General features: G+C 71.0%; 25 protein-coding genes. 12 read left to right on the top strand and 13 right to left on the bottom strand.

From position 1 onward, the window contains the following. Window positions 1–7: 7 nt before the first annotated feature. The 3 genes from ACQP2F_RS45735 (at window position 8) to ACQP2F_RS45725 (ending at window position 2,789) form a co-directional block, all read left to right on the top strand. Window positions 8–715 (top strand): DUF4352 domain-containing protein, encoded by a 708-nt coding sequence (locus ACQP2F_RS45735; RefSeq protein WP_433299268.1) that lies wholly within the window; start codon window positions 8–10, stop codon window positions 713–715. 433 nt (window positions 716–1,148) lie between these two features. Continuing rightward, window positions 1,149–2,084, top strand: coding sequence for a C40 family peptidase (locus ACQP2F_RS45730; RefSeq protein ID WP_433299266.1), 936 nt, complete (start codon window positions 1,149–1,151; stop codon window positions 2,082–2,084). Between the two features lie 51 nt (window positions 2,085–2,135). Next, window positions 2,136–2,789 (top strand): GNAT family N-acetyltransferase, encoded by a 654-nt coding sequence (locus tag ACQP2F_RS45725; RefSeq protein ID WP_433299264.1) that lies wholly within the window; start codon window positions 2,136–2,138, stop codon window positions 2,787–2,789. On the opposite strand, the gene ACQP2F_RS45720 is transcribed toward ACQP2F_RS45725, so the two are convergent. Next, window positions 2,786–3,190, bottom strand: coding sequence for a sensor histidine kinase (locus ACQP2F_RS45720; protein WP_433299262.1), 405 nt, complete (start codon window positions 3,188–3,190; stop codon window positions 2,786–2,788). The two genes, ACQP2F_RS45725 and ACQP2F_RS45720, sit on opposite strands and share 4 nt — an antisense overlap. Then, window positions 3,154–3,591, bottom strand: coding sequence for a histidine kinase dimerization/phospho-acceptor domain-containing protein (locus ACQP2F_RS45715; protein ID WP_433299260.1), 438 nt, complete (start codon window positions 3,589–3,591; stop codon window positions 3,154–3,156). Before ACQP2F_RS45715 ends, ACQP2F_RS45720 begins: the two co-directional genes overlap by 37 nt. A 297-nt stretch (window positions 3,592–3,888) precedes the next feature. Here ACQP2F_RS45715 and ACQP2F_RS45710 point away from each other — a divergent pair, with 297 nt between their 5' ends. Then, window positions 3,889–4,419 carry a YbhB/YbcL family Raf kinase inhibitor-like protein gene (locus ACQP2F_RS45710; protein WP_433299258.1) on the top strand — a complete coding sequence of 177 codons (531 nt, stop codon included), beginning with the start codon at window positions 3,889–3,891 and terminating at the stop codon, window positions 4,417–4,419. 93 nt (window positions 4,420–4,512) lie between these two features. Here ACQP2F_RS45710 and ACQP2F_RS45705 read toward each other — a convergent pair whose 3' ends face one another. Further along, a complete protein-coding gene (locus ACQP2F_RS45705) occupies window positions 4,513–5,226 on the bottom strand; it encodes a class I SAM-dependent methyltransferase (RefSeq protein WP_433299256.1) in 714 nt (237 codons plus the stop codon). 265 nt (window positions 5,227–5,491) lie between these two features. Here ACQP2F_RS45705 and ACQP2F_RS45700 point away from each other — a divergent pair, with 265 nt between their 5' ends. Genes ACQP2F_RS45700 through ACQP2F_RS45690 form a run of 3 tightly spaced genes read left to right on the top strand, consistent with a single transcriptional unit; the run spans window position 5,492 to window position 9,250 of the window. After that, complete coding sequence (locus tag ACQP2F_RS45700; RefSeq protein WP_433299254.1) at window positions 5,492–7,480, top strand: hypothetical protein; 1,989 nt, start codon at window positions 5,492–5,494, stop codon at window positions 7,478–7,480. Between the two features lie 19 nt (window positions 7,481–7,499). Continuing rightward, entirely contained in the window at window positions 7,500–8,252 is a 753-nt protein-coding gene (locus ACQP2F_RS45695) for a methyltransferase domain-containing protein (RefSeq protein WP_433299252.1), read from the top strand. Between the two features lie 20 nt (window positions 8,253–8,272). Beyond that, window positions 8,273–9,250 carry an aldo/keto reductase gene (locus tag ACQP2F_RS45690; protein ID WP_433299250.1) on the top strand — a complete coding sequence of 326 codons (978 nt, stop codon included), beginning with the start codon at window positions 8,273–8,275 and terminating at the stop codon, window positions 9,248–9,250. Window positions 9,251–9,268: 18 nt separating this feature from the next. On the opposite strand, the gene ACQP2F_RS45685 is transcribed toward ACQP2F_RS45690, so the two are convergent. The 4 genes from ACQP2F_RS45685 to ACQP2F_RS45670 are packed head-to-tail and all read right to left on the bottom strand — an operon-like array spanning window position 9,269 to window position 12,688. After that, window positions 9,269–10,456 (bottom strand): ABC transporter permease, encoded by a 1,188-nt coding sequence (locus ACQP2F_RS45685; RefSeq protein WP_433299248.1) that lies wholly within the window; start codon window positions 10,454–10,456, stop codon window positions 9,269–9,271. Then, window positions 10,453–11,127: an ABC transporter ATP-binding protein gene (locus tag ACQP2F_RS45680; protein ID WP_433299246.1), complete on the bottom strand. Its 675-nt coding sequence runs from the start codon at window positions 11,125–11,127 to the stop codon at window positions 10,453–10,455. Before ACQP2F_RS45680 ends, ACQP2F_RS45685 begins: the two co-directional genes overlap by 4 nt. Further along, the gene (locus ACQP2F_RS45675; RefSeq protein ID WP_433299244.1) at window positions 11,124–12,197 is read right to left on the bottom strand and encodes an efflux RND transporter periplasmic adaptor subunit; all 1,074 of its coding nucleotides are present in this window, start codon (window positions 12,195–12,197) and stop codon (window positions 11,124–11,126) included. Before ACQP2F_RS45675 ends, ACQP2F_RS45680 begins: the two co-directional genes overlap by 4 nt. Beyond that, entirely contained in the window at window positions 12,194–12,688 is a 495-nt protein-coding gene (locus ACQP2F_RS45670) for a hypothetical protein (protein ID WP_433299242.1), read from the bottom strand. Before ACQP2F_RS45670 ends, ACQP2F_RS45675 begins: the two co-directional genes overlap by 4 nt. 108 nt (window positions 12,689–12,796) lie before the next feature. Here ACQP2F_RS45670 and ACQP2F_RS45665 point away from each other — a divergent pair, with 108 nt between their 5' ends. Then, complete coding sequence (locus tag ACQP2F_RS45665) at window positions 12,797–13,477, top strand: response regulator transcription factor (RefSeq protein ID WP_433299240.1); 681 nt, start codon at window positions 12,797–12,799, stop codon at window positions 13,475–13,477. Further along, the gene (locus ACQP2F_RS45660) at window positions 13,474–14,544 is read left to right on the top strand and encodes a sensor histidine kinase (protein ID WP_433299238.1); all 1,071 of its coding nucleotides are present in this window, start codon (window positions 13,474–13,476) and stop codon (window positions 14,542–14,544) included. Before ACQP2F_RS45665 ends, ACQP2F_RS45660 begins: the two co-directional genes overlap by 4 nt. Here the strand turns inward: ACQP2F_RS45660 and ACQP2F_RS45655 are convergent. The 5 genes from ACQP2F_RS45655 to ACQP2F_RS45635 all read right to left on the bottom strand — a co-directional run bounded on the left by ACQP2F_RS45655 (window position 14,512) and on the right by ACQP2F_RS45635 (window position 19,966). Next, window positions 14,512–15,540, bottom strand: a complete 1,029-nt coding sequence (locus ACQP2F_RS45655; protein WP_433299236.1) for an SDR family oxidoreductase — start codon at window positions 15,538–15,540, stop codon at window positions 14,512–14,514. The genes ACQP2F_RS45660 and ACQP2F_RS45655 overlap by 33 nt on opposite strands. Before the next feature lie 82 nt (window positions 15,541–15,622). Continuing rightward, window positions 15,623–16,153 carry a TetR/AcrR family transcriptional regulator gene (locus ACQP2F_RS45650; RefSeq protein WP_433299234.1) on the bottom strand — a complete coding sequence of 177 codons (531 nt, stop codon included), beginning with the start codon at window positions 16,151–16,153 and terminating at the stop codon, window positions 15,623–15,625. 34 nt (window positions 16,154–16,187) lie between these two features. Then, entirely contained in the window at window positions 16,188–17,885 is a 1,698-nt protein-coding gene (locus ACQP2F_RS45645; RefSeq protein WP_433299232.1) for an ATP-binding protein, read from the bottom strand. A 23-nt stretch (window positions 17,886–17,908) separates the two neighbouring features. Then, the gene (locus ACQP2F_RS45640) at window positions 17,909–18,661 is read right to left on the bottom strand and encodes a response regulator (protein ID WP_433299230.1); all 753 of its coding nucleotides are present in this window, start codon (window positions 18,659–18,661) and stop codon (window positions 17,909–17,911) included. Between the two features lie 324 nt (window positions 18,662–18,985). Next, a complete protein-coding gene (locus tag ACQP2F_RS45635) occupies window positions 18,986–19,966 on the bottom strand; it encodes a helix-turn-helix transcriptional regulator (RefSeq protein WP_433299228.1) in 981 nt (326 codons plus the stop codon). A 119-nt stretch (window positions 19,967–20,085) separates the two neighbouring features. Between ACQP2F_RS45635 and ACQP2F_RS45630 the strand changes: the two genes are divergently transcribed. The 3 genes from ACQP2F_RS45630 to ACQP2F_RS45620 all read left to right on the top strand — a co-directional run bounded on the left by ACQP2F_RS45630 (window position 20,086) and on the right by ACQP2F_RS45620 (window position 22,081). Then, window positions 20,086–20,415, top strand: a complete 330-nt coding sequence (locus tag ACQP2F_RS45630) for a hypothetical protein (protein WP_433299226.1) — start codon at window positions 20,086–20,088, stop codon at window positions 20,413–20,415. A 112-nt stretch (window positions 20,416–20,527) separates the two neighbouring features. After that, complete coding sequence (locus ACQP2F_RS45625; RefSeq protein ID WP_433299224.1) at window positions 20,528–21,556, top strand: chemotaxis protein CheB; 1,029 nt, start codon at window positions 20,528–20,530, stop codon at window positions 21,554–21,556. Between the two features lie 99 nt (window positions 21,557–21,655). Beyond that, window positions 21,656–22,081, top strand: coding sequence for an STAS domain-containing protein (locus ACQP2F_RS45620; RefSeq protein WP_433299222.1), 426 nt, complete (start codon window positions 21,656–21,658; stop codon window positions 22,079–22,081). Here ACQP2F_RS45620 and ACQP2F_RS45615 read toward each other — a convergent pair. Then, entirely contained in the window at window positions 22,073–23,452 is a 1,380-nt protein-coding gene (locus tag ACQP2F_RS45615) for a M20/M25/M40 family metallo-hydrolase (protein ID WP_433299220.1), read from the bottom strand. The genes ACQP2F_RS45620 and ACQP2F_RS45615 overlap by 9 nt on opposite strands. Window positions 23,453–23,557: the final 105 nt, after the last annotated feature.

The following is a 23,557-nucleotide window of genomic DNA, read 5'->3' as shown; positions in this document are numbered from 1 at the left end:
GCCCGCCATGAGTTCGAAGCCGCTACGCCCCGCCGCCGCGGACGAGTTGGAGCCCACGTCGCCGGACGCTAGGGCGCCGCGGGAGACGGGCACGCGCGGGGATGAGGTCTCGCTGCCGGGCTCGGGTGGGCGGCGACGCGGGAAGTGGATCTGGGTGCTGGCCGGTGGGCTTGCCGTTGTCGCGGCCGGGTCGGGGGCCTATGCGGTGGGTGGCTCGGGTGATCGGGGCGTCGCGGTGCCGGCGGCCAGTGCCTCGGGGTCGGCGGCGCCGGGGACGAAAGGTGCGGAACGGGGCGTTGAGGACGCGACGCTCAACCGGACCGGGGCGGACGGGGCGTTCATCGTGACGGTCACGGGGCTGCGGTGCGGCGTCTCGACGGTCGGGGCGGGCGAGCTCCGGCAGCGGGCCAAGGGGCAGTTCTGCCTGGTCAGCGTGAACGTGGAGAACGCCGGGCGGGAAGCGCGGCTGCTCGACAGCGGGGCGCAGCGGGCCCTCGACGTGCATGGGCGGGAGTACTCGCTCGACGATCACGCGGCGGCGATTCTGAGTGAGCGGAGCTTGGAGGACGGGTCGGCGACGCTGCTGGACGAGGTGCCGGCGGGGGCGACGGTGAGCGGAGTGCTGCCGTTCGACGTGCCGGCGGGGACCCGGCTCTCCGCGCTTCTCGTGCACGAAACGGCCGGCAGCCGGGGCGCGCGGATCGCCCTCTCGTAGCCGAGCCGCCGGGTGGAGGGGGACACGCCGGTGGGACACGCCCGGCCGGGATGCAATTTTTGCTATCGAGACGTGGCTATTTACAGCTCAAAAAGGCGCCCTTTTCCCGAGGGGGTGAGGGCGATTGTTGGAATTCGGCCCCAAAAGATTCCGGTTCTGTGTTGGCATGGTCGACGGAATTAACGAGTAGTCCGGGTTCCCATTGCTGTCCATCGACGGGCGGTATGGGCGCGGCCGAACGTTATGGCCGTGCTGATGGGATTCGCGCGAGTGCCCCGGGCCGATTTCGGAGGCAACGCTGCACCGTCCGTCCGCGAGCCGGGCGCTGACTGCAGGCGCCATTGCGCTGGCAGTCGTCACGCCGGCCCTAGAACCCGTCGAGCAGGCCAGTGCCGCCCTGCAGGCTCCGGTCGCCCCCGTCCGGAGCGGCCCGGTGGCCCGCCCGGAATCGGCCCGTCTCGACCCCGATAACGCTTTTGCCGTACGGGCGGTCCTCGCCCAGCGCGCTTCGCGCGCCTTGATTCGCCGCGCCGCGGGGGTCCGCCCGGCCGTCGCGCCGGCCTCCCGCCGCCCGGCACGGGCCGTCGTGCGCCCGATCCGGTTCGCCGGCGAAAACCAGATCTCCGCCGCCCAAAACTCGATCTTCACCGCCGAAAACTCGATCTCCGCCGCCGGACAGGATCTGACCCGGCTCGGAGGAAGCCCCCTCGGGCTCGGGGAAAACCCGATCGGGCTCGGAGAAAGCCAGATCGGGCTGGGAGGAGGTCAGATCCGGCTCACCGGACCGGGCTCGACCCGGATCACCGGCGCGAACGGCCGGCGGATCACCAGCTTGAACGGCCGGCGGATCACCGGCTCGAACGGGCGGCCGGCCGGGCTCGGCCTGAGCCGGGGCGGGGACGTCGCCCGGCGGGACAACTCCGATCGCACGACGGCGACCCGCACCGTACGGGCAAAGGCCACCCGCCGAGCCGTCACCCGCGTGCGCAGCGTCGTGCGCCGCACCACCGCCCCGGTCACCCACCGGGTGATGCGACTGGGCAACATGACCGCGGTGGTGGCGTTCGCCAGGTCGCAGGTCGGCCGGCGGTACGTCAGCGGCGGCGAGGGCCGGGGCGGCTTCGACTGCTCCGGGCTCACCAAGCAGGCGTACGCCCGGGCCGGCATCCGGCTCCCGCACTCCTCCGGCGCCCAGGCCGCCCGCGCCCGCCGCATATCCCGGTCTCAGGCGCGGCCCGGTGACCTGGTGGTCGGACCGGGGCACGTCGGCATCTACATGGGCAACGGGATGATGATCGACGCGGGTAACCACCGGACCGGAGTCGTCTATCGGAAGCTCTATTCGGGGCTGTCGGTGGAGCGCCTGTAAAGCCCGGTAATCCGTTCGCGGCCGTCCGCCGCACCCGAGACAATCGCGTTCATGATTGCCGATCAGTGGCCCCTCTTCGGGCTGGTGTTGCGGACACCGCGACTGGAATTGCGCGTACCGGATCTGGATCGTCTCGCCGAGCTGGCCGCCCTCGCGGCCGCCGGTGTGCACGATCCCGGGGTCCAGCCGTTCGTCGCGGAATGGACCGATCAGCCGCCGGAACGCGTCGCCCGCAGTGTTCTGCAATGGCAGTGGCACACGTGGGCGGCATGGCAGCCGGAAAAATGGTCGCTCGGTCTGGTGGCGATCGCCGACGGCCGGGTGGTGGGCACGCAGAGCATCGACGCGGCCGGTTTCGCCACCCTGCGGGAGGTCGGCACCGGCTCGTGGCTGGGCCGGGCCGAGCAGGGCCGCGGCTACGGCACCGAGATGCGCGCGGCCGTGCTCGAGCTGGCGTTCGCCGGCCTGGGTGCGGTGTTCGCCACGTCGGAGGCGTTCGAGGACAACCACGCCTCGTACCGGGTCTCGCGCAAGCTGGGCTACGCCGACAACGGCGTCGAGCGGCACGTGATCCGGGGCAAGGCCCTGGTCGGGCGGCGGCTGCGGCTCGATCGCGAGGCGTGGGAGAAGGCCCGGACGGTCCCGGTGCGGATCGAGGGGCTCGACGCCTGCCGGCCGCTGTTCGGCCTCACCGAGCAGGCCTAGCGGGCCGGCAACGTGAGACGAACGGTCGTGCCGACGCCGGGCGCGCTGGTCAGGTGGATGCTGCCGTGGTGGGCCTCGATGATCGATTTCACGATCGCGAGGCCCAGGCCCGGTCCCTGGGCGGCCATCACGTCGGCCGACGCGCAGCGGTAGAAGCGGTCGAAGACGTGCGGCAGCTCTTCCTCGGCGATGCCCATCCGGGTGTCGCTGATGGTCAGCTCGGGCTCGCCGTCGTCGCGGGACTCGACGGTGATCCGCCCGTCCGGCCCGGTGAACTTGATCGCGTTGACCACGAGGTGGTTCAGGGCCTGGGTGAGGCGCTTCGCGTCGCCCCGGGCCGGCACCGGCAGCGCGGTGCGGTCGATCAGCTCGACCTCTTGTGCGCGGCCAGCGGCCGGCACGCGGTCACGACCTGATGGGTCAGGTCGGCCAGATCGAGCTCCGTCACATCGAGCTGCATCGTCTCCTCGGTGTCGAAGCCGCCCTCGAGCAGGATCTCGAGATAGCCGCGGATGGTGGACAGCGGCGTACGCAGCTCGTGGCTCACCGTGGACAGGAACGAGTCGTGCCCGCTGATCGTGTGCGTGCAGAAGGACAGGTCGCGCGGTCCCTGCTCGAAATCGATGCCGACCCTTGCCTTCACCCACTGGCGGGTGGCGTCGACGAAGCTGACCAGGCCCATCGGGGTGTCGCAGATCTGCGAGGCGAGCAGCGCGATGTCGTCGAAGTCCTCTTCCGGCGCGGTGTCCAGAACCCCGGCGTCGTGCAGGGCGGCGAGCCGGGCCGGCTCATCCGCGGGCACCGGGGCTCTCATCGGCGGAGGAATGCGGATACAGCAGTCGGCACCCGCCCCGTGGGCGAGTGCCGACTTGCTGATCGCCACCGGGCACGGGGATCTCTGCCGCGCGCACCCGATCGGATGTCGAGAGAAGCATCGCCCGGTGGCGGGGAGCCCGCGCGCACCGCGTGTGCGGCTACCCGAACGAGTGAGAGAACGAGCCCGGGCGAGGCGCGGAGCGGCGTTCAGGTCTACCGGTTACTCTCGGCCTGGTTTGGGAAAGCGGAGAAGGTTTTCACCATCTCGCCGGAGGAAATCGCCATGAGTCTCGACCGCACGGTTGCCCCGGATCCGTACGATCATCTGCCCCCGGTCCCGGAGTTCACGGTGACCAGCGCCGACGTCACGGACGGCCAGCCCCTCGACGAAATGTTCGCGCACCCCAGCGTGGGCGGAAAGAACCTGTCACCCCAGCTGTCCTGGTCGGGTTTCCCGGAGGAGACCCGTGGCTTCGTGGTGACCTGCTTCGACCCGGACGCGCCCACGGGCAGCGGCTTCTGGCACTGGCTGGTCGTGAACCTGCCGGTCAGCGTCACCTCGCTGGAGCGCGGCATCGACCCGCTGCCGGGTGAGGCGTTCTGCGTGCGCAACGACTACGGCGAGCGCAACTACGGCGGCGCCGCCCCGCCGCCCGGCGACCGGGTGCACCGCTACGTGTTCGCGGTGCACGCCATCGACGTGGACAAGCTCGAGGTCGGCGCGGACGCCTCCCCGGCGTACGTCGGCTTCAACCTCGCCTTCCACACGCTGGCCCGGGCCACCATCCGCCCGACCTTCCAGGTTCGCGGCTGAGTGACCCCGGCCCCACCGCGGCACGACGAAAAGGCCGCCGGAGATCCGGCGGCCTTTCGTGTGTCCCGAGCCGAGTTACGCGACGAGCACCCGTCAGCTGGGGGTGCGCGCCACCACGAAGACCGACTGACCGAACGGCGGCTTCACGATCCGCTCGGCGGCCTTGGTCACCGGGAGCACGAGCGAGTCGTACACCTTGACCATCGGGCCTTCCTTGGGCGCCAGCTTGAAGATGCTGGTGGCGCCGTAGTAGCCGATCAGGCCGAGCGCGTTGGCGTAGTGCAGCTTCTCGATCTGCAGGCCGGCCTCGCTCATGGCCGCGCGCATCGTCTTCTTGGTGTACCGGCGGATGTGGCCGGTGGCGATGTCGACCTGGCTCATCGCGAACATGAACGCCGGCACGATGAGGATGACCCGCCCACCGGGGCGAACCAGCTCGGCCATGCTGCGCAGCGCCCCGACGTGGTCCTCGATGTGCTCGAGCACGTTGTACGACACCGCGGCGCTGTACTCACCGGCCGCGTCGGCGGCCGGCAGGAGCATCTGACGCACGTCGATGTTCGGGTAGTCGGCCATGCGCTCCTTGAGCTGCACGAGCCGGTCGGGGTCGGCTTCGGTCGCCGTGAACCGCGGAAGGTGCTCAGCCCACTCGATCGCGTAGTCGCCGAGACCGCTGCCGATCTCGATCGGGTTGTCCCCCAGGTACGGGAGCGCGAGCTCGACGAACCACCGGCGGTGGTTCACGGCCATGGCGAGGCCCTCGAGCACTTCGGACTGGATCCGCTGGTCTCCAGTGATGTCTGCCATAAGTAAGGTTCCCTCGTCTTGCCGATCGAAGCTGACAGCGGGACCGAACGAGTTAACCATCCGGCGCGCTGAACCGAAAGTTGAGCGGCACCCGCCCTCACATTATTTGCCTGATTGAGACATAGGTGCACGGGGTACTGCGGCAGGTTGGTGTGCCTGTGCCCGGAGCACTGGATGCCCGGAATACAACGTTCATATCGGCTCGATCACGCATGGCCCGCTCGACACAACACCGTTACCAACCTCGGTTAGGCTCGCCGATGCTATGACGATTACGGGTATTGACTCGACAGGCCAGTCGGCCGGCGGGAACGTTCTGCCACCCCGTCAAGTGACCGGCGCGGGGGACCTGGACGCGGAGCTGGCGGCTCTGGACACGGAGGTCGAGGCGACCGCACCGGTCTCCGTCGTCCCCGATGTCGAGGCGGCCCCTGAGCAGGAGCAGGAGCCCACCCGCCGCCTGCGCGTGTGGCGCCGGCTCAACTGGCGGGACGTTCTTGCGGTAGTGACATTCGTCGCTGTAGCGCTCTACATCACCGCCCCGTTGTGGCTCAATCTAGATCATCAGTCGGCCGACGATCCGCAGGATCAGGCATTTTTCGAGTGGATGCTCGCTCATGGCGCGCGAGTCCTCTCCGACGGCGCCTATCCGTTCTTCTCGGATCGCATGAATTACCCCGATGGGGTGAACATGATGGCCAACACCTCGGTGCTGGCCGTTTCCCTGCCGTTGTCGCCGGTGACCCTGCTCTTCGGGCCGCATGTGGCGTTCAACGTATTTCTCACTCTCGCGTTGGCGCTCACCGGTGTCTCGTGGTATTTCGTGCTTTCCCGTCAGTTCGTGCGTTCCCGGCTGGCGGCCTGGGTCGGTGCTCTTTTCTGCACTTTCGCGCCGAGCATGGTGTCGCACGCGGGCGGTCACCCGAACATCGTCTCGCAGTTCCTGGTGCCGCTGATCGTCTGGCGTACGCTGCGGCTCCGCCAGCCGGGACGGGCCCTGCGCAACGGGTTGGTCCTCGCCGGCCTGCTGGTCTGGCAGGCGTTCATCAACCTCGAGATCCTGTTCATGACCGCGGTGGGGCTCGGCGTCTTCTGCGCCATCATGGCGATCGCCCGTCGCAAGCAGCACCGGGGTGAGGCGCGCGCATTCCTGCGCGGCCTGGCGGTGACGGCCGCGGTCACGGTCGCGGCGCTTGCCTATCCCCTGTCCGTGCAGTTTTTCGGGCCGCAGAGCTATCACGGCCTGCCGCAGTTCGTCCGTAACTTCGGCGCCGACCTCGGCTCGTTCACGGCCTATTCCAGCCGGTCGGTTGCCGGAAACTCGGTGCTGGCCGAGCGCATCGCCCAGAATCCGCAGGAAGAGAACGCATTCTTCGGCTGGGGACTGGTCATTCTGTTCTTCGGCCTGATCGTCTGGATGCGACGCACGATCGCGGTCGTCGCGCTGGGCGTGGTCGCGCTCCTGTTCGCGGCGATGTCGCTCGGACCGCGAATTTTCCTCAACGGCGTCAACACCGGCGTACCCGGCATCTGGGCGGTTCTGCACAGCGTTCCGGTGCTCAACTCGGCCGTGCCGACCCGGTGGGCGATGGCCATCGCGCCGGCCGTGGGCATCCTGCTCGCGCTCGGCGTGCAGCGCGCCATCGATCTGGTCCGGGCCCAGCCCTCGGCCCGCGGCCCGGTCCGGGTGGCGATGATCACGGCGGTCGCGATGGCCCTCGTGCCGCTGGCGCCGACGCCACTCAAGACGGCCCCGATGACGCCGACCCCTGAGTTCGTCACCTCCGGCGCCTGGAAGCAGTACGTCGACGACGACCACACCGTGGTGACCCTGCCGCTGCCCGACTCGAGCTACCCGGACCCGATCCGGTGGAGCGCGGCGACCGGGCAGGACATGCGGATCGCCGGGGCGTACGCGCTGCTGCCCAACCAGAACCCGCTGAACCCGGCCGACCGTACGGCTCTCTTCTCGCCGCCGTGGCGCCCGACGAGCGGCCTGATGGCGTCGATCAAGCAGGGCAACCCGATCCCCGAGATCAGCGACACCCGCCGCGAGATGACGCTCGCCGACCTGCGGTACTGGAAGGCCGGCGTGATCGTGCTCACCCCGCAGATCCGCGACATCGAGATGCTGCGGGTGATGACCGACCTGCTGGGCTTCGAGCCCACCTGGAAGGGCGGGGTCTGGATGTGGGACGTGCGGCGGCTGGTCGACGACCCGGACGCGGTTCTCACCGGCCCCGACATCAGCTGACGTTCAGTATGTTGATTCGGTGACCGCTCCGGATCAGATCAGCTACATGGATGCCGCGGCCTCGACCGCGGCCGGTGCGGATTACAAGCAACGGTCGGTGGCCCTGCTCGACCTGCGACCCGGCCTGACGGTCGCGGACATCGGGTGCGGGCCGGGCACCGATCTCGGTCGGCTGGCCGACGAGACCGGCGAGACCGGGCTCGTGCTCGGCATCGACCGCGACCCGGCGATGCTGGCCGAGGCCCGCCGGCGCTTCGCCGACGACCCGCGGGTGTCGGTGCGCGAGGGTGACATCCACGACCTTCCGCTGGAGTCCGGCTCGGTCGATCGGGCCCGGGCCGACCGGATGCTCCAGCACGTCGAGTCGCCGGCGGCGGCCATCGCCGAGGTGCGCCGGGTGCTGCGGCCGGGCGGGCTCTTCGGGATGGCCGAGCCGGATTGGGACACCTTGGCCGTCGGCGACGAGGATCTCGCGTACAGCCGCGGATTTGCCGGGTTTTCGGCCGGCGGCGTGCGTAACCCGACCATCGGGCGTGAGTTGCCGCGGCTCTGCGCGGCCGCGGGGTTCGCGGTGCGGCACGTCATTCCGGTTCCGGTGATGTTCCAGGAGTTCGAGACGGCCGATCGGATGCTCGGCCTGCGGCGCAACTCGCAGCGCGCGATCGAGGCCGGTGTGCTGGACGAGGGAGACGCGCGGGCCTGGCTCGCCCGGCTCGAGCGCGGACCGCTCGTCGCCGGCTTCACGTTCTATCTGGTGGTTGCGGAGGCGTGACCGTGACGAAAGGACCGGAGATGCGGAACACGACGCTGGGTGACGGCGGGCCCGAGGTGGGCGTCATCGGCCTGGGGTGCATGGGCATGACGCACGCGTACGACATGGGGGCCGCGCGCGACGACGACACCTCCATCCGGGTCATCCGGCAGGCCCTGGATCTGGGCATGACGCTCATCGACACGGCCGACGTCTACGGGCCGCACACCAACGAGGAGCTGGTCGGGCGGGCGCTCGCCGACGGGCACCGGGAGCGGGCCGTGCTGGCGACCAAGGTCGGCCTGGTCTCGGCGATGGGCTCGACGCCCGGCGGCAACTCGCCCGGGATGGTCCGCAACGGCCGGCCGGAGTACGTCCGCGAGTCGATCGACGCCAGCCTGGGCCGGCTCGGCACCGACCACGTCGACCTTTACCAGCTGCACCGGGTCGACCCGGAGGTGCCGATCGAGGAGACCTGGGGCGCGATGGCCGAGGCGGTGGCGGCCGGCAAGGCCCGCCGGATCGGGCTCTCCGAGGTCACCGTCGACGAGATCCGGCGGGCCCAGGCCGTGCACCCGGTGGCGTCGGTGCAGTCGGAGCTCTCGCTCTGGACCCGGGACGCGTTGGCCGAGGTCCTGCCGTACTGCGCGGCCGAGGGGATCGCGTTCCTGCCGTTCTCGCCGCTCGGCCGCGGTTTCCTGGCCGGCCGCTTCGCCTCCTTCGACGACCTGCCCGAGGACGACTTCCGCCGCCGACTGCCCCGCTTCCAGCGCGAGGCCCTCGAGGCCAACCTGGCGATCGTCGGCCGGGTGCGCGCGGTGGCGTCGCGGATCGGCGCGACGCCGGCCCAGGTGGCGCTGGCCTGGGTGCTGGCACAGGGCGACCGGGTGATCCCGATCCCGGGCACGAAGACCCCGAAGTACCTGCTCGACAACGCGGGCGCGGCCGGCGTGACGCTCTCCGAGACCGACCTGGCCGAGCTGAACGAGCTGCCGGCGCCGACCGGCGACCGCTACTAGCTCACCGGCGGAAGCCGCTCACACCGTCCGCAACGCCACGGTGGGCGGCATTCGCGAGGCCCGGACGGCCGGCAGCAGTCCGGCGCCCGCGCCGATCAGGACGGCCGAGGCGATGCCGCCGGTCCACGCCTCGACCGGTATCACGACGGCCCAGCCCTTCGCCGCGGCGTAGATCGCCGTCGCCGCCACGCCGGCCAGCACCCCGACGACGCCGCCGATCACGGCGAGCAGGATCGACTCGGCGAGGAACTGGGTGCGGATCTGGCCCTCGGTCGCGCCGAGCGCGCGGCGCAGGCCGATCTCGGAGCGGCGCTCCAGCACCGAGATGATCATGATGTTGGCGACCCCGACGGCCCCGACGATCAGCGCCACCACCCCGAGCCCCAGGAAGAGGCTGTCGAACGCCCCGGCCGCGGCGGCCCGGGCGGTCAGCGCGTCCGACGGCTGGCTGACGTTGACCTCGTTCGCCGCCCCGGGCTTGGCCGTCTGGGCGAGCACCGACTGCACCGCCGCGACGTGATCGATGGCGGCCCGGACGTAGATCGAGCTGGGCGGAACGGCGTCACCCAGGTACTTCCGGGCGGCCGGGTACCCGACGAGGGCGCTGTTGTCGACGTCCGGCACCAGCGGCGCGGGCTGCAGGATCCCGGCGACGTTGAACCACTGGCCGCCCAGCCAGATCCGCTGGTCGGGGTGGACGCGCTCGATGCCCAGCCGTTGGGCGGCGACCGCACCGAGCACCGCGACCGGCTCGGCGGCGGTGCCCTCGTTGAGCCAGCTGCCGCGGGCGACGGCAGTGCGCAGGACGTACGGCAGATTGAGGCTGGTCGCTCGCACCTGGAGGCCGCCGGTGTTGGCGGCCGGGACCATCGAGCTGCGGTAGACCTTGTCGTCGGTCATCAGGGCGGTGTGTGCCACCTGTTCGACGTCCCTCAGGTGGGTGATCCGGGCCGGCGCCTCGACCGGCAACGTCGCCGGCCCACCGGTCAGGCTCTGCCCGGACTCGGCGGTCAGCATGTTGGTGCCGAGCCGGTCGATCTGCGCGAGGAGCCCGGCCTGCGAGGACGAGGACAACCCGAGAACGGCCACGATCGCGGCCGTCCCGATCGCGATCCCGAGCGCGGATAGCGCCGCCCGCAGGGGGCGGGCGCGCAGGCCGACGCTCGCCACCCGCAGGGCGTCCTCCGGCCGCAACCGGGCGCTCATCGGGCAACCACCTGGCCGTCGAGCAGCCGGATCCGGCGAGGCAGGCGGTCGGCGAGGGCGGCGTCGTGCGTGATCATGATGATGGTCGCGCCGGCGGCGTTCAGCTCGTGGATCAGCTCCATGATCGATGCGCCGGTGACGCTGTCGAGGTTGCCGGTCGGCTCGTCGGCGAGGACGATCGCCGGCCGCCCGACCAGTGCCCGGGCGATCGCCACCCGCTGTCGCTCGCCGCCCGAGAGCTTGGCCGGCTTGAACGTGGCGCGCCCGGCGAGGCCCACCCGGTCGAGCGCCTCGTCCGCGCGCCGGCGCCGCTCGGCGGCCGGAACCCCGGCGTAGAGCAGACCGTCGGCGACGTTCTCCCGTACCGTGGCGTGCTCGGCCAGGAAGAACTGCTGGAAGACGAAGCCGATCTCGCGGGCCCGCAGCAGAGACACCTCGCGGTCGCTCAGCCGGGCCGCGTCGACCCCGCCGATCCGGACCACGCCGCTGCTCGGCCGCTCCAGGGTGCCCATGATGTGCAGGAGCGTGGACTTGCCCGACCCGGAGGGCCCGACGATCGCCACCAGCTCGCCGCGCGCGACGGAGAAGGACACGCCCCGCAGGGCGGGCACCGGCGGCTGCTCCCCGTAGACCTTGGTCACTGCATTCAACTCCAGAACCGATTCGCTCACAGCGACGGCACCACCACGTCGTCGCCTTCGCCGAGGTCGCCCGCACCGGGACTGACCTGCACCCGGCCGCCCGCGGTGTCGAAGAGGCCGAGCCGCACCGCGACCAGTTCGCGGCGGCCGCCGGCGCGGACGACCTCGACCGCGTACCCGCCGCCCGACTTGCCGACGATCGCGGTGACCGGGACGCTGAGCGCGTTGTCCACGCCCGTGGTCGTGATGTCCACCCGGGCCGGCGCCCGGTCGAGCCCGCCCGCCTTCCCGGGACTGTCGAGGCTGATGTAGGCGGGGATGGTGGCGGCGCCGGCGTCCTGCTCGTGCCCGGCCGGTACCTGGGCGACCCGGCCCAGGCGGTCGACCCGGCCGGGCACCGACCGGTCGCCGGGGAGGGTGATCTGCGTGCGGGCGCCCCTGTGCACCTCGGTCTGCTGCGCGGGGTCGAGGGCGACCTGCACCTCGAGCGTGTCGGAGGTGGCCTGGGCGACCGGCGTGCCGGCCCGGGCCGGTCCACCCGGTGTGCCGGTCAGCTGGGCGACGCGTACCGGCTCGGGAAGGAAGATCGCGCCCGCGAGGGTGAGCTTCCCGGTGGCCTCCGCGCCCTTGGCGCGCTGCAGCGCGGCCAGACCCGCCCGCGTCCTCCCGGTGAAGTGGTCGCCGCCGTCGGCATCGTGACCGAGCCGCCGCAGATTGGCATTGAGCTCGCGTACGTCGTTGCCCGCATCGCCCTCGTGCAGGTCACGGTAGGCCGGAACGTCGCCGCACAGCAGCAGCACCGGCTTGTCGTCGACCCGGTAGAAGACGTCGCCGCAGCCGACCTTGTCGCCCTCGGCCGGCAGCCTGGTGTAGATGCCGGCGGCCTGATTGATCACGGGGTACGGCGAGCCGTCCGGCCGCCCACGGTAGGTCAGGGTCCCGTACAGGGAGATCCGGGCCGTCAGCTTGCCCTTTGTGACCTTCGCCGTGGTGGCCGGCTGCTCCCGCGCGGCCGCCGGTCTCGGGCCCGACGTCGCGGCCACCACGCCGATCACGACCAGGATCCCGGCCGCCGCGCTCAGCCAGACCTTCCGCCTCACTTCGGTCCGTCCAGGGCGCCCGCGGCGAAGTCCTTGCATTTGGTCGAGGCGGCCTCGAAGCCGGGTATCTCCTTGGCGCCCCGGCCCGCCGCGGACGGGATCCGGTTGGTGTCGATCAGGGCGCCGTCCGGCTCCGGATCCGGAAAGTCCTTGATCCCGTTGTCGCGCATGCACTGGGCGAACTTCAGGGCGCTCTGCTGCTGCGCGGCCGTCCGCTTGTGACCGGTGAACCCGGCCGGCTCCAGATCCCGGCACGCGTCCATCGCCTTCTGCCATGTCGGCGTGCTGGTGTCCACCGACGAGTTGTTGGCCACGCCGTCGGCGGTAAGCTCGCCGTCCGCGTCTGGGTCGGGGAAGTTCGTGACGCCGTTGTCGCGCATGCACTGGGCGAACTTCACGCCCTGCGCGCGCGGGCCGGCGGCGTCGTCACCGCCGGAATTCCTGCTCGAACAGCCGGCGCCGATCAGGGCGACCATGATCAGGGCCGCCATCGGTCGTAGTTTGCGACTCATGGCACTCAGTCAAGGCGGCCGGGCGTTGCCGCCCCGTATGCGCTTTCCGATACGCCCGCGATATGTGCCGGCCCGTTAAAATCGTGCGTGCGTGTATTGATCGTCGAGGACGAGCCCTGGATGGCCGAGGCCATTCGCGACGGCCTGCGGCTGGAGGCGATCGCGGCCGACATCGCCGGTGACGGCGACACCGCTCTGGAACTGCTGGGCATCAACGCGTACGACATAGTCGTCCTCGACCGCGACATCCCCGGCCCGTCCGGTGACGAGATCGCCAAGCGCATCGTCGCCGCCGGCACCGGCATGCCGATCCTCATGCTCACCGCGGCCGACCGGCTCGACGACAAGGCATCCGGCTTCGAGCTCGGCGCCGACGACTACCTCACCAAGCCGTTCGAGCTCCAGGAGCTGGTGCTGCGACTCCGGGCGCTCGACCGGCGTCGCGCACATCACCGGCCTCCCGTACGCGAGATCGCCGGCCTGCGGTTGGACCCCTTCCGCCGGGAGGTGTACCGCGACGGCCGGTACGTGGCGCTGACCCGCAAACAGTTCGCGGTACTCGAGGTGCTGGTCGCGGCCGAGGGCGGGGTGGTCAGTGCCGAGGAGCTGCTGGAGCGCGCCTGGGACGAGAACGCCGATCCGTTCACCAACGCCGTACGCATCACCGTCTCGGCCCTGCGCAAGCGGCTCGGCCCGCCCGGGATCATCGCCACGGTGGCCGGGGTCGGATACCGCATCGACACCGTCGCCATCGGAGGCTCGGAGTGAGCGTCCGCCTCAAACTGACCCTCAGCTACGCCGGTTTCCTGATGGTGGCGGGCGGCCTGCTGCTCGCCGCGGTGTGGGTGTTCCTGCTGCGCTATGTGCCCGACCGGGCGCTCATCGTCTCCGCCGATCCGCTCAACGGGGTCTTCCCGATCCGCTCCAACCTCCTGCACGTCTTCGCGCCGAGGGCGATCGCCGTGCTGGCGTTCCTGCTGGTCTTCGGCCTGGTCGGCGGCTGGGTCCTGGCCGGCCGCATGCTCGCGCCGCTGGGCCGCATCACCGACGCGACCCGCAAGGCCGCGACCGGATCGCTCTCCCACCGGATCGGGCTGAACGGCCCGCACGACGAGTTCCGCGAGCTCGCCGACGCCTTCGACGGCATGCTCCACCGGCTCGAGGCGCAGGTCGCCGAGCAGCAGCGGTTCGCCGCCAACGCGTCGCACGAGCTGCGCACCCCGCTGGCGATCACGCGGTCCCTGCTCGATCTCGCCCACCGGGACCCGACCCGGGTCACCGGCGAGCTGGTCGGTCGCCTGCAGGTCATCAACACCAGGGCGATCGACCTGACCGAGGCGCTGCTCCTGCTCAGCCGGGCCGACCAGCGGTCGTTCACGCCCGAGCCGGTCGACCTGTCGCTGGTCGCCGAGGAGGCCACCGAGACGCTGCTGCCCCTGGCCGAGAAGAACGGCGTGACCGTCCAGACGGCCGGCGAGGTGGTCCTCACCACCGGATCGCGCGCGCTGCTGATGCAGATGGCCATGAACCTGGTGCACAACGCGATCGTCCACAATCTCGACGATCGGGGCACCGTACGGGTTACGACCGGGATCGCGGCCGGGAGGGTGTCTCTCGTCGTCGAGAACACCGGTGCGATCCTCGCTCCGGACCTGGTCGGGACGCTCGCCGAGCCGTTCCAGCGCGGCACCAGCCGCATCCACGGCGATCAGGCGGGCGTGGGCCTGGGGCTGGCGATCGTCAAGAGCATCGTCAAGGCCCACGACGGGACGCTGACCATCGCCTCGCGGGCCGGCGGCGGCCTACGCGTGACGGTCGAGCTGCCCGCCGATTAGGCTCTCGGCCGTCTCGGCGATGGTGTCCTCGATCGGGCGGGCCTTCCACCCGAGCAGGCGCTCGGCCTTGGCCGACGTGGCGTCGAGGTTGCGGCCCAGCAGCATCCGCAGGGCGCGCATCTGAGGGTTGACCCGGGCCAGGGCGCGCGCGACCCACAGCGGCATCTCGCGCGTCGGCACCTTGGCCGCCCGCTCACCGAGACGCTCGCGCAGCACGGCGGCGACGTCACGCTGCCACAGGCTGTGGCCGGCGGTGGCGATGAACCGCTCGCCCGCGGCGGCCGGCTCGGTCATCGCCAGCAGGTGCAGGGACGCGACGTCCCGTACGTCGACGTAGCCGGTGGCGAACTTGAGCAGCGCCGACATCGACCCGTCCAGCATGCGGGCGATGCCGTAGAGAGACGGCGAGTAGTCGGGGCCGAGGATCGGGCCGAGCACGGCGGTCGGGTTGACCGTGGCCAGCTCGAGCCCGCGGCCCTCGCCCGCGACGAAATCCCAGGCCGCCCGCTCGGCCAGCGTCTTCGACTTCTGGTAGGGCCCGATGCCGGCGTCCACGTTCGTCCAGTCATGCTCGGTGAACGGGGTGTCGCGCGGCGGGTGCCCGTAGGCGATGGCGCCGATGGCCGAGGTCATGACCACGCGCCGGACGCCCGCGGCACGGGCCTCGCGCAGCACCCGCCGGGTCCCGTCGATGGCCGGGCGGACCATCTCGTCGTCGTTGCGCGGCGGCCGGGTCAGGGTGGGCGACGCGACGTGCAGCACCGTGTCGCAGCCAGTCACCGCCGCACGCCAGCCCTCGTCGCTCCGCAGGTCGGCTCGCACCACCGTCACCTTGGCCTCCGGGCTCGCTCCGCCGCGGGCCAGCATCGCGCGCACCTGAGGCTCGCGGGCCAGGTCGCGCACCGTCGTGCGCACCGAGTGGCCGGCGTGGAGCAGCGCCAGCGTGCACCAGCTGCCGATGTAACCCGAACCGCCGGTCACCAATACGTCTGCCATTTCGCCCTCCGTGGGTTGTCCGTTTCGCGCGACTCCCACGGTATTGGAGACGTCTCCGGTTAGTCAAGGGAGACGTCTCCACTTATTTGGACGCGGTGTTCAAGCCGTCGAGGATCAGGCCGAGCATGGGTCCCGTACGGTCCGGGGAGGCCCGCCACAGTGCGCCCGTGAACTGCAGGAAGTCACCGGGATCGGCATCGGCGCGGATGCTGCCGTCGTGCTTGCCGGCGTCGAGCAGCCGCGTGATCGCGGCGATCACCGGGCCGTAGGTCTGCTCGGTTATCGACCGGTGCGCGTCCGGGCTGAGGGCGGCGCCGAGGGCGTGCTTCGTACGCATCCCATCGACCAGCTCGGTCGTCCACCGCCGTAGCGCCTCGAGCGGGGGCAGCGTGGCGAGCAGCTCGGACACCGAGCCGGCGAGCCGGTCGACCTCCTCCTGATAGATCTCCAGGATGAGCGCCTCGCGGGAGGGGTAGTTGCGGTAGAGGGTGCCCGGGCCGACACCGGCGCGCTGTGCGATCTGGTTCATCGACGTGTCGCCGTCCTCGGCAAAAGCCTGGCGCGCGGCGGCCAGGATGCGAGCCCGGTTCTCGCGGGCGTCCGAGCGGACCATGCCCCTCCTCGTGCTAGTGGAGACCTCTCCGAAACTAGCAGACGCCTGAGGGTTCGAGGGGCCGTGTCCAGTTGTGGGTCCAAGTGGCGAGTAGCTGCTCGAGGTCGGCGGGGTCGAGAGGTTTGGGCAGGTGCGCGTCGAAGCCGGCGGCGCGGCTGCGGGCGCGGTCGGTGTCGGCGGTGAAACCGGAGACGGCGATCAGGCGGGTATGGCGGTGGGTGCGGCTGCGGCGTAACCGGCGGGCGACCGTGTAGCCGTCGTTGTCGGCGTCGAGGGTCAGGTCGCACAGGATGAGGTCGTAGGGCGTGCGGCGGGCGGCGCTCAGTGCGGCGTCCGCGGTGGTCGCGATGGTGACGGTGTCACCGCGTTCGGTGAGCAGACGGTGGTACATGGCGGCGAGGTCGTCGTTGTCATCGATGAACAGGATCCGCAGTGGGGGACGGGGCGGCGGGTCGGCCGCTTGCTGGTCGGTGACGGGCCGCCGGGTCAGCGGCAGGCGGATGGTGAACGTGGCGCCGGTGCCGGGGCCATCGCTATGGGCGGTGGCGGTGCCGTCGTGGGTCTCGGCGATGCCTCGCACGACGGCCAGGCCAAGGCCGAGCCCGGCGGGAGTGCGTTGCGCGGACGTGCCGGCGCGGACGAACGGGTCGAACAGGCTCGCGGAGCTCTCGGGCGGGAAGCCGGCGCCGGCGTCGTGGACGTCGATACGGGCGTGGCCGTCGGCGGCGGTCAGCTCAACGGTGATCGCGGTGCCGGCGGGTGTGTGTTTGTGGGCGTTGTCGAGCAGGTTGGTCAGCATCTGCGCGAGCCGGACCGCGTCGCCGTCGACGAGGACGTCGGTGTCCGGCTGCACCAGCCGGATGGCGGGCGCGTCCCCGGTGCGGGCGATCCGTATGGCGTCGGCGTCGCGGACGGTTGCGGCCACCAGACGCCGCAGGTCGAGCGGGCGGCGGGTGGTGCGCAACCGGCCGGTGATGGTGCGGGCGGCGTCGAGCAGATCGTCGGTCATGCGGGTCAGCGCGGTCAGTTGCCGGTCCAGCACGGCCCGGGCCGGGTGCTCGGGGATGTCGAGGGTGAGCACGTCCAGGGCGGCCCGGGCCGAGGCGAGAGGATTGCGCAGCTCATGGGAGAGGGTCGCGATGAAGCGGTCCTTGGCCTGCTGCTGCGCCCGGAGGGCGGCGCTGGTGGCGGCGAGCTCGGCGTTGACCTGCTGCAGTTGGCGGTTGGTGTCCTGCAGTTCCCGGCCGCGCGTGAACAGGTCGGCTTCCATCTGGTCGACGCGGGTCCGCAGCGCGGCGGCGGCCTGCTCGTGCGCGTCGCCGGCGCGGCGCAGTTCGACCAGGTCGGTGACGTCCTGGACCCGGTGCACGATGAAGGCGACAGTGCCGTCCTCGGCCAGCAGCGGTGTGTTGACCGGGCTCCAATAACGCTGCACGAACGTCCCGTCCGGAGCGCGCACGTCGTAGCGCTGCAGGGCCAGGGCGTCGGACCGGCCGGTGTCCACCACGGTCTGCAGGGATCGGCGCAGATTGCGGACCCCGTCGGCGCTCGGGTCGTCGGGGTTGTCGGGGAACACCTCGAACATCGGTCGCCCGGCCACCGCCTCCCGGTCGATCATGGTGGCGGTGGCGTAGGCGTCGTTGACGGTGACGATGGTGAAGTCCGCCGTCATGATCAGGTACGGCGAGGGCAGCGCATCGAACAATCGCTGGTAGTTCAGCGTCGGCGTCATGCCGGGCAACCTCCTCGCCTGGCTCAGGGGTCCAGACGGTAGCCGACACCGCGGACGGTGACGATCCGCGGCTGGGCCGCGCCGGCCCGGGTGAGTTTGCGGCGCAGCCGGTAAACGTGCTCGGCGACCGCGGAGTGGTCGCGTCGTTCGGAGGCCGGGCCCCACACCTCGGTCAGCAGTTGCCCGGCGCTGAACACCTGCCGGGGTGCGGCGGCGAAGGTGGCCAGCAGGTCGAACTCCAGCGCCGTGAGCGCGACGGCCCGGCCCTCGACGTTCACCTGCCGTGACCGGGTGTCGACCGCCAGGGCGCCGACGCGGTGCACCGCCCCGGCGCTCGCCGACCGGGCCCGGCGCAGCACCGCCCGGATCCGCGCCCCGAGCTCGGGCAGCGAGAACGGTTTGACCACGTAGTCATCGGCGCCCAGTTCCAGACCGACCACCCGTTCGTGCTCCTCGGCCCGACCGGTAAGGATGATCACCGGTAGGTGCCGCCCGGCGATGACGCCGCGCAGCAGGTCCAGCCCGCTGCCGTCGGGCAGCATCAGATCGAGAACCAGCAGATCCAGGGGATGCGCGCGCACCAGCGCCGCGGCGCCACGCACGTCGGCGGCCGTCACCACCGAGAAGCCGTCCCGGATCAGGTAGTCGGCGCTCATCATGACCAGGTCGGGCTCGTCATCGACGAACCCGATCACCGGGCGCGGTCCCGCTGCGGACAGCTGCACGTGCGGGCCTTTGTCGACCTGCCGTGGATGCGCCGGTGATGGCGTGGCCATCCCCGCACGTTAACACCGAAGCAGACCCGCTACCGCAGTCGAAAGGGGACGACCGTGCCGGCACCGGACCGCACAGCCCAGCATCTCGCCGGCGACAGTGAGCCCGGACGACAGACGGACGAGGCGGAGCGCGCCACGCCACCGACGCCGGCGGCGACCTTCGCGCGCACCGCGGTCCAACGCGCCGACGAGCTACGTCGCAGTGCGGCAGCAGCGCTCCAGCGCGCCGATGTACGTCTGCAACGCGCCAACGCCCTGCTCGCCTCGTCCCATCGCCGGCTGGACCGGCCGTCCGATTAGGTTCGTCCGGCGTCCCTCCTCATGTCACGAACGCAACGTGTGGCTCGGCAGAACCCCGAACGCCTCCCGGTACGCCGCGGCGAACCGGTCGGGCTTGGCGAAGCCCCACCGGGCGGCGATCGCGTGGACGGTCGCGCCCTGCGTGGGGTCGGCGGCCTGCAACTCCCGATGGGCGTGTTCCAGCCGGACCCGGCGCAGGTAGCCCATCGGCGTGGTGCCGTAATGACTGCGGAACGCGTACTGCAGCGCGCGAGCGCCCGTACCGGCCGCCGCCGCGATCTGCGAGAGGGTCACCGGGCGGTCGGCGTTGGCGTCGATGTAGGCCACGGCCCGGCGCAGCGCGGCCGGGGCGACCGGACCGGCTCCGCGCAGGTAGGGCTGAACGATGGCGGCGTTCGGGAAGGTGTGCAGCGCGGCGATCGCCACGTTGCGGGTCATCTCCTCGGCGACCAGCGGCGACGCCATCGGCGAAGGGTCGTCCAGCAGCGCGCCGTTGGCGAGATGGACCACGGCTCGCCAATAGCGCTGCATCGCCGTCGACACCGGCCGCACCCCGTCCAGGCGTAGTTGCCCGGCGGGGATGTCGAATGCTTCCTCACCTATCTGGTCGAGCCGCTGCAACGGCAGCCTCAGCACGCTGAGGGTGATGTCATGCATGGCGAACCCGACCGGAACGCCGACCGGGCACACGGCAGCCGCGCCCGGCGGCAGCTCGAGATCGCCCTCGGTGGGCGTCGTGATCCGCACCCGGCCCCCGTGCACCACGAAGAACAACCAGTAGCCGAACGGGTCGGTCGTCTGGGTGTAGTCCAGGGTGCTGCGGATGCGATCACCGGCGATGACCGGCAGCTGGCTGGTCTGCACCGAGAACCGCGCCTCGTCGCTCGTACGCGCGAACCGTGAACGTGTGCCGACGAACGTCTGCCGCATGAACTCGGTGATCTCGTCCTCGACCGCGGAGGAGATTGCCGACCGCTCGGGCGGATGCAGGCCAGCTTCGGTCACCGAGCGTCGCCTCCCGAAGAACCGACTGCGGACGCGACGGTCGACCCGCCGCCAAATACGCAGCATCTACCCTCGGAGCGAAATCCACCACTCTCCGCCCGCGGCGAACCACCGCTTGGGTGAACCAGGCCGAGGCCTTTCGCCAAGGCGGGGCTCGCGGTACCCGCGATGCGATCATTGCACCCTCGAAACGAAGCGACAAACCCGGCAAGGTTGCTTGGTCGGACCGCGCGTATTCCGATGACGACGTGGACCAGCCCGCCGACACCGTCCAGCAACAGCCACAAGCCCTCCTCGCGTACGCCATGGGCGCCCGCAGCCGCGCCGCGGAGCGGCAGGCCGACGCGGAAATGCACGCCCAGTTCGCCGAGGCCGCACGCGCCGCGGCCGAGCGGGCCCGGCAACGGCTGCTCGACCGGCAACCCCTCGCGCTTCGCTGGACGGGCTAGGGCCTGATCGTCGAGGTCGGTGTTCGCGTCGAATCTCCGCCTCCTGACGCGACGACGTTTGGTCGGCTCCAGATCGGGAAGGCCGTCGGCCGGCTGAGAGGCGGAAGACGACATGCGTCGGGATGTGGTTGTGATCGGCGGGTCCGCGGGCTCGCACAGGCCATTGGCCCAGACGTTGGCACAATTGCCGGCCGACCTGCCGGCCACCGTGTTGGTGGCCCTGCATGTGGCGCCGGGGGCGCGGGCCGGGCTGGCCGACTCGCTGGCTTCGTCGTGCGCGTTGCCGGTGCGGGCCGCCGTGGACGACACCCGGCTCGAACCGGGCTGTGTTCACGTGGCCGTGCCGGACCGGCATCTCATCGTGGACGAAGGTGACGTCATGCGGCTCAGCGGCGCCCCGCGGCAGAACCGGGTGCGTCCGGCCGTGGACGCGCTGTTCCGCTCTGCGGCGCGGTGGTGCGGTCCGCGGGTGATCGGAATGGTGCTGTCGGGCAGCCTGGACGACGGCGCGGCGGGCCTGGCCGCCATCGCCGCGGCGGGCGGGATCGCTCTGGTGCAGGACCCCGCCGAGGCCCGCTTCCCCAGCATGCCGGAAGCCGCGCTCCGCGTCGTGCCCGATGCGGTGACGGCCTCGGCTGTTGACCTCGGCGACTCCATCGCCGAAACGGCCGGCAAACCGGTCACGGCCGAGATCCGGCCGCCGGACCCCCTGATCTGGGAGACCGACATGATCGCGTACGGCGCATCGAGCACCCCCGATCGTGGTCAACCGGTCGCGCTCGGCTGCCCGGAGTGCACGGGCGGCATGTACCTGGTGCGCACCGGCCTGGCCGCCCACTACGTTTGTCACATCGGCCACTCGTACTCGCCGCAGTCGCTGCTTGCGATCCGCGACGACAGGATCGAGGAGGCGATCTGGACCGCGGTCAGCGCCCTGCAAGAGAAGGCCATGGTTATCGAGGAGCTGGTGCGGCAGTCGACGACGGCGAACGACGCCGCGGCGGCGCAGGGCTACCGGGCGGAGGCCGAGCGGGCCAACCGTGCGGCATCGGTGCTGCGGGAACACGCCGTGAAGCGGTCAGGCGGTGGCCGACCGAGCGCCGCACCACCGCAGTCTGTGGCTGACGGGAAGCTTGGCTGACCGCTTCAGCCGGTCATCTGGGCGTTGTGACTCGCCGCCGTCCAACCAGCCCGACGACGTTTACCCGAAGAGAGACAGGCTACGTCAAGAGTTGGCGGCATGCTGAGCCTGCTCGGAAGGAGCCTTTCCGTGCCTTTCGGTCAATCCGCATCGCAGTTGCGCATCGATGGCGTCGAACAAGCCGCGGACGGTTCGATCCGGGTGAGCCTGGTCAGTGAGCTGGACCGCGACGAGAGCGAATACCTCCTGTCCGGCGTCGCCGACGTGGTGCAACGGTACGCGCCGGCAACGATCAGCATCGACGCCACTCGGCTGACTTTCCTCGATTCCGCCGGCATCCGCGCCCTGCTCACCTGCCGCAAGCTCGCCGAGCGGGCCGGCTGCCGGCTTTCGATGCCCCGCGTGCACCTGCACGTCTTCCAAGTCCTGGAGATCTCCGGGCTGCTGGGCAACCTCGGCGTACTCGAGCAGACGGCTCCGAACGCGGCGCGCGAAGCACCTGGCGTAGCGGGACGGTCACGCTGACGGAAGCCGGTCCCAGAAGGCGGCCAGGGTGGCCGCGCCGGCCAGCAGCACGTCGATCGAGACGCGCTCGTTGCTGTCGTGCCAGCGGTCCTCCGGCAGACCGGTACCGAAGAACACCACCGGCGCGCCGACGCTGTGCGACAGCCAGACCGCCGGGCCGCCGCCGGCGTTGCCCATCCGTCCGGCGGGACGCCCGAAGCCCTCGCGCATGGCCTCGGCCAGGACCGCAACCGCCGGCAGGTCGTCCGGGGTGCGGTACGGGTCCTGCGCGTCGTCGGCGGGCACGGTCAAGCGGTACTCGAACCGGTCGCTGATCGTGTCGGCGACCCAGTGCCGCAGCTGTTCGGCGATGCCGGCGCCGGTCTGGTCACGTACGTATCGAATGCTCAGGTCGGCGGTGGCGACCGACGGCACGGCCGCTCGCGACGGTCCGATCGGGTCACCGCCGATCACGCTGGTCACCTCGATCGCGGGACGGGTCCACAGGCGCTCCAGGACGGTGTATCCGGCCTCGCCGCCCACGCTGCGCGTTTTCGACCGCTCGAGCCAGTCGGCATCGGTGTATGGCAGGGCGGCCAGTTCATCGCGGAACCGCGGCGAGGGCTCGACGACGTCGTCGTAGAAGCCGGGCACGGTCACGCGGCCTTTTTCGTCGTGCAACTGGGCGAGGAGCCGGCTCAATTCGAAGATCGGGTTGGGCGCCGGCCCGGACACCGCCCCGCTGTGCACATCCTGCAGCGGGCCCAGGACCTCCAGCTGCGCGAGCATGGTGCCGCGCATGCTGAGGCACACCGCCGGATGATCGGCGCGCCACATCAGGGTGTCGGAGAAGATGATCAGATCGGCGCGCAGCCGCTCCCGATTCTCGTCCAGCAGTTGCCGCAGGTGCGCCGACCCGGTCTCCTCCTCGCCCTCCACCAGCAGCTTCACGTTCACCGCCGGATGCCGGCGGCCGCCGGCGGCCAGGTGGGCGCGCAGGCCCCATACGTGTGCCAGCACCTGCCCTTTCGCGTCCGAGGCGCCACGACCGTAGAGGTAGCCGTCCCGCTCCTTCGGCTCGAACGGCGCCGTCTCGTCCCACTCCTCGTCCTTCGCGGCACGCACATCGTGATGGCTGTAGATCAGCACCGTAGGAGCGCCGGGTTCGGCGCACCATTCGCCGTACACCGCCGGGCCACCCTCGGTGTCCCAGACCTCAACCGTGGGAAAGCCGGTATGGCGCAGGGCCGCCGCGAGCCAGTTCGCCGACCGTCGAAGATCAATGGAGTGTTCCGGGACCCCGTCGACGGACGGCACCCGTACCCAATCCGCCAGTTCGGCGACCATCGCATCGCGATGTTCAGCCAGGAACTCCCGTACCTTGCCGGTCACTGATGACTCCCCTGTCCGCCTCGCCGGGGCCCCGTCGCGTGCCGGCCGACGCCGCTCGGACTACCCCTGAACAGGGGTGCTACACCTTCGGGGTGGTCAGCGGCA

It is taken from the genome of Actinoplanes sp. CA-030573, from assembly GCF_050951115.1.
GTDB lineage: Bacteria > Actinomycetota > Actinomycetes > Mycobacteriales > Micromonosporaceae > Actinoplanes.
This window is presented reverse-complemented; position numbering and strand designations above follow the sequence as displayed.

What these genes read in the sequence shown, in the direction of transcription:
- ACQP2F_RS45735 (WP_433299268.1), top strand. Translation starts at nt 8, where the DNA reads ATGAGTTCGAAGCCGCTACGCCCCGCCGCCGCGGACGAGTTGGAGCCC.
- ACQP2F_RS45725 (WP_433299264.1), top strand. Translation starts at nt 2,136, where the DNA reads ATGATTGCCGATCAGTGGCCCCTCTTCGGGCTGGTGTTGCGGACACCG.
- ACQP2F_RS45710 (WP_433299258.1), top strand. Translation starts at nt 3,889, where the DNA reads ATGAGTCTCGACCGCACGGTTGCCCCGGATCCGTACGATCATCTGCCC.
- ACQP2F_RS45705 (WP_433299256.1), bottom strand. Translation starts at nt 5,226, where the DNA reads ATGGCAGACATCACTGGAGACCAGCGGATCCAGTCCGAAGTGCTCGAG.
- ACQP2F_RS45700 (WP_433299254.1), top strand. Translation starts at nt 5,492, where the DNA reads ATGACGATTACGGGTATTGACTCGACAGGCCAGTCGGCCGGCGGGAAC.
- ACQP2F_RS45690 (WP_433299250.1), top strand. Translation starts at nt 8,273, where the DNA reads ATGCGGAACACGACGCTGGGTGACGGCGGGCCCGAGGTGGGCGTCATC.
- ACQP2F_RS45685 (WP_433299248.1), bottom strand. Translation starts at nt 10,456, where the DNA reads ATGAGCGCCCGGTTGCGGCCGGAGGACGCCCTGCGGGTGGCGAGCGTC.
- ACQP2F_RS45670 (WP_433299242.1), bottom strand. Translation starts at nt 12,688, where the DNA reads ATGGCGGCCCTGATCATGGTCGCCCTGATCGGCGCCGGCTGTTCGAGC.
- ACQP2F_RS45655 (WP_433299236.1), bottom strand. Translation starts at nt 15,540, where the DNA reads ATGGCAGACGTATTGGTGACCGGCGGTTCGGGTTACATCGGCAGCTGG.
- ACQP2F_RS45650 (WP_433299234.1), bottom strand. Translation starts at nt 16,153, where the DNA reads ATGGTCCGCTCGGACGCCCGCGAGAACCGGGCTCGCATCCTGGCCGCC.
- ACQP2F_RS45645 (WP_433299232.1), bottom strand. Translation starts at nt 17,885, where the DNA reads ATGACGCCGACGCTGAACTACCAGCGATTGTTCGATGCGCTGCCCTCG.
- ACQP2F_RS45640 (WP_433299230.1), bottom strand. Translation starts at nt 18,661, where the DNA reads ATGGCCACGCCATCACCGGCGCATCCACGGCAGGTCGACAAAGGCCCG.
- ACQP2F_RS45625 (WP_433299224.1), top strand. Translation starts at nt 20,528, where the DNA reads ATGCGTCGGGATGTGGTTGTGATCGGCGGGTCCGCGGGCTCGCACAGG.
- ACQP2F_RS45620 (WP_433299222.1), top strand. Translation starts at nt 21,656, where the DNA reads ATGCTGAGCCTGCTCGGAAGGAGCCTTTCCGTGCCTTTCGGTCAATCC.